This is a genomic window from Kosakonia oryziphila (assembly GCF_900094795.1).
In the GTDB taxonomy this organism is placed as follows: Bacteria; Pseudomonadota; Gammaproteobacteria; order Enterobacterales; family Enterobacteriaceae; genus Kosakonia; species Kosakonia oryziphila.
The window spans coordinates 1-3,635 of sequence record NZ_FMBC01000099.1; the positions used below are offsets into that span (position 1 = coordinate 1).

Below are 3,635 nucleotides of genomic sequence, written 5' to 3' on the forward strand. Positions count from 1 at the left end.
GTGTAACCTCAAACTCCCGAACCGCCCGGTGCGGACCCGCATGCCGGGTGGTGTGGCAGGGGAGCAGGCTGAGAGGCCTGCCTCCTATGCCGATTCTGTCGTTACACTTTATGCATCATCTTTCTGATCAACGCTGAAAAGCTGACCACCAGGCTGGCGGGCCGCCCGCAGATGCTGACGATTCCGCCGCTACAGGCTGGAAACAAGTAATCGCATGTGAGTCCGGCCTGCACAGAATGACAGGCCGGATTAGATAGCAGAATAGAAAGCGCCTTACACCAGGCTCTTCAGACGGTAAATCCATTCCAGCGCCTGACGCGGCGTTAAGCTGTCCGGATCGAGGTTAACCAATGCTTCCACCGCCGGGCTACTCTCTTCTGCCGGAGCCAGCAACGACATCTGCGTGCCGTCTATTTGCGTGGCCGCCGCATTCGGCGACAGGCTTTCCAGCTCGCGCAATTTGCTGCGTGCGCGTTTAATCACCTCTTTTGGCACGCCCGCCAGCGCTGCGACCGCCAGGCCGTAACTCTTACTGGCTGCGCCGTCTTGCACGCTGTGCATAAAGGCGATGGTGTCGCCATGCTCCAGCGCGTCGAGATGCACGTTTGCCACACCTTCCATTTTTTCCGGCAGTTGCGTCAGCTCAAAGTAGTGAGTCGCGAACAGCGTCAATGCCTTGATTTTATTCGCCAGGTTTTCCGCACATGCCCATGCCAGCGACAGACCATCATAGGTCGATGTCCCGCGACCAATTTCATCCATCAGCACCAGGCTGTTTTCCGTGGCGTTATGCAGGATGTTGGCGGTTTCGGTCATCTCCACCATAAAGGTCGAACGTCCGCTCGCCAGATCGTCTGCCGCGCCGACGCGGGTAAAAATGCGATCGATTGGGCCAATCTCGACTTTTTGCGCGGGCACGTAGCTACCGATATAGGCCAGCAGCGCAATCAACGCAGTCTGGCGCATATAGGTACTTTTACCACCCATGTTCGGCCCGGTGATGATTAACATCCGGCGCTGCGGCGATAAATTCAGCGGGTTAGCAATAAACGGCTCTTTCAGTACCTGCTCGACCACCGGGTGACGCCCTTCGGTAATGCGGATGCCTGGCTTATCAATAAAGGTCGGACAGCTGTAATTCAGGGTATAAGCGCGCTCTGCCAGGTTCACCAGTACATCCAGTTCCGCCAGCGCAGAGGCGCTCTGTTGCAGGTCGGCCAGATGTGGCATCAGCAGATCGAACAGCTCGTCATAAAGCTGTTTTTCCAGCGCCAGTGCTTTACCTTTCGAGGTCAGAACTTTGTCTTCGTACTCTTTCAGTTCCGGAATAATGTAGCGTTCGGCATTTTTCAGCGTCTGGCGGCGTACGTAATGAATCGGTGCCAGATGGCTTTGCCCGCGACTAATCTGGATGTAGTAACCATGTACCGCGTTATAACCCACTTTCAGCGTATCCAGTCCGAGGCGTTCGCGCTCGCGGATCTCCAGCCGGTCAAGATAGTCGGTTGCGCCATCAGCCAGACCGCGCCATTCGTCCAGCTCGGCGTTATAACCCGGCGCAATCACGCCGCCATCGCGCACCAATACCGGCGGCGCATCGATAATTGCTCGCTCCAGCAACTCGCGCAATTCGCCGAACTCGCCCATTTTTTCGCGCAGCGCCTGCACTGGCGTGCTTTTCACTTCCGCCAGTTGCGCGCGCAGTTCCGGCAGTTGCTGGAAAGCGTGACGCATACGCGCCAGGTCGCGCGGACGTGCAGTGCGCAGCGCCAGACGTGCCAGAATACGCTCCAGATCGCCCACCTGACGCAGCACAGGTTGCAACTCGCCGCAGTGATCCTGCAATGCACCGATGGTTTGCTGGCGTTCCGTCAGCACTTTTGTATCGCGGACCGGCATATGCAGCCAGCGTTTCAGCATACGGCTACCCATTGGTGTTACGGTGCAATCAAGTACCGAGGCCAGTGTATTTTCCACGCCGCCAGCCAGGTTCTGCGTGATCTCCAGATTACGGCGCGTCGCGGCGTCCATAATGATGGTGTCCTGCTGGCGCTCCATGGTGATAGAGCGAATATGCGGCAGGGTCGTGCGCTGAGTGTCTTTGACATACTGTAACAGGCAACCGGCTGCGCACAGGCCTCGCGGCGCGTTTTCTACCCCAAAGCCAACCAGATCGCGGGTGCCAAATTGCAGGTTCAACTGTTGGCGGGCGGTATCAATTTCGAACTCCCACAGCGGACGGCGGCGCAGCCCCCGGCGGCCTTCAATCATCGCTGTTTCGGCAAAATCTTCGGCATAGAGCAACTCGGCGGGATTAGTGCGCTGCAACTCAGCGGCCATGGTGTCGCGATCGGCCGGTTCGCTGACGCGAAAACGCCCGGAGCTGATATCCAGCGTGGCGTAGCCAAAGCCTTTGCTGTCCTGCCAGATTGCGGCCAGCAGATTGTCCTGACGCTCCTGCAACAGCGCTTCATCGCTGATGGTGCCTGGCGTAACGATGCGCACCACTTTGCGCTCAACCGGACCTTTGCTGGTTGCCGGATCGCCGATTTGCTCGCAAATCGCCACGGATTCACCAAGACTCACCAGCTTCGCCAGATAGTTTTCCACTGCATGATGCGGAACACCGGCCATCGGGATCGGTTCGCCTGCTGATGCGCCGCGTTTGGTCAGCGAGATATCCATAAGCTGCGAAGCGCGTTTCGCATCGTCATAAAACAGTTCATAAAAGTCGCCCATCCGGTAGAACAGCAGAATGTCCGGATGCTGTGCTTTCAGCTTCAGGTACTGCTGCATCATCGGGGTGTGGCTAGAGAAGTCCTTATCAATGTCTTCATTCATATTGATTTTACTCATTTTTTAATTCTTTCAAGTGCTCATATGGCCCCAGGTAAAACCCTTTTAAACCCACATAAACCCATAAATCTGTAGCTCATTTGTAGCCCAAGGCGTGATAGATTAGTTGTACTCCTTCTTTGGGCTACAAATGGTGGTGATACTTTGAAAACAACTCTCAATCAGGCTTTTATTATCAACAGGTTAAGTATTAATGTTAAGCCTGAACTCAGTAGCTCTGGAAAAGTCGTTTTCGAAGCCAACCCTGACCAAAAGCCTTACATAGTTTTTGACGATCATCGAGATTCACCTGTTGGCTTCGGTGTTAAGGTCAGTTTGACGAAAAAAACCTATGTAATCCAGCGAAGAGTAGCCTCGTCAGATCGTAATGTCAGTGAGGGTAAGAAGCCAATCTCTGTCTTGAAAGTAAAGGTTGGAAATGTGTCTGATTTTCCGAGTATCGATCAAGCCCGTGAGGTAGCTCGACAGTTGGTTCAGACCATGATCGCAACAAAGAGAAATCCCAACAAGATTAAGAGGGAACTCGATCTTGCCGAATTGACCGTAAGTGAAGCTTTTGCCCAATACAGAAGTCACTTGATTGGCAGAACCAAGCCAGCTAAACCCAACACCCTAAATGTATTGGACAAAGCAGAAAATCGATTAAAAGAATGGCAAAACCTTCGAATCAAGGATCTCACTGGTAATGAATCGCCACGGATAATCTAGACACTTCTGAGCCGTTGATAATACTGGTTTTCATATTCTGTCGGTGACATCTGATTGCTCGAACCATGCCG

1 protein-coding gene and 1 pseudogene are annotated in these 3,635 nt (G+C 53.9%); one reads left to right on the top strand and one right to left on the bottom strand.

The annotated features are described in order from the left end of the window. Positions 1 to 273: 273 nt before the first annotated feature. Positions 274 to 2,841: a DNA mismatch repair protein MutS gene (mutS, locus tag GA0061070_RS24060; protein WP_090139030.1), complete on the bottom strand. Its 2,568-nt coding sequence runs from the start codon at positions 2,839 to 2,841 to the stop codon at positions 274 to 276. A 159-nt stretch (positions 2,842 to 3,000) separates the two neighbouring features. Between mutS and GA0061070_RS24065 the strand changes: the two are divergent. After that, a pseudogene (locus tag GA0061070_RS24065) lies at positions 3,001 to 3,546 on the top strand (integrase); the annotation flags it as partial. Positions 3,547 to 3,635 lie beyond the last annotated feature (89 nt).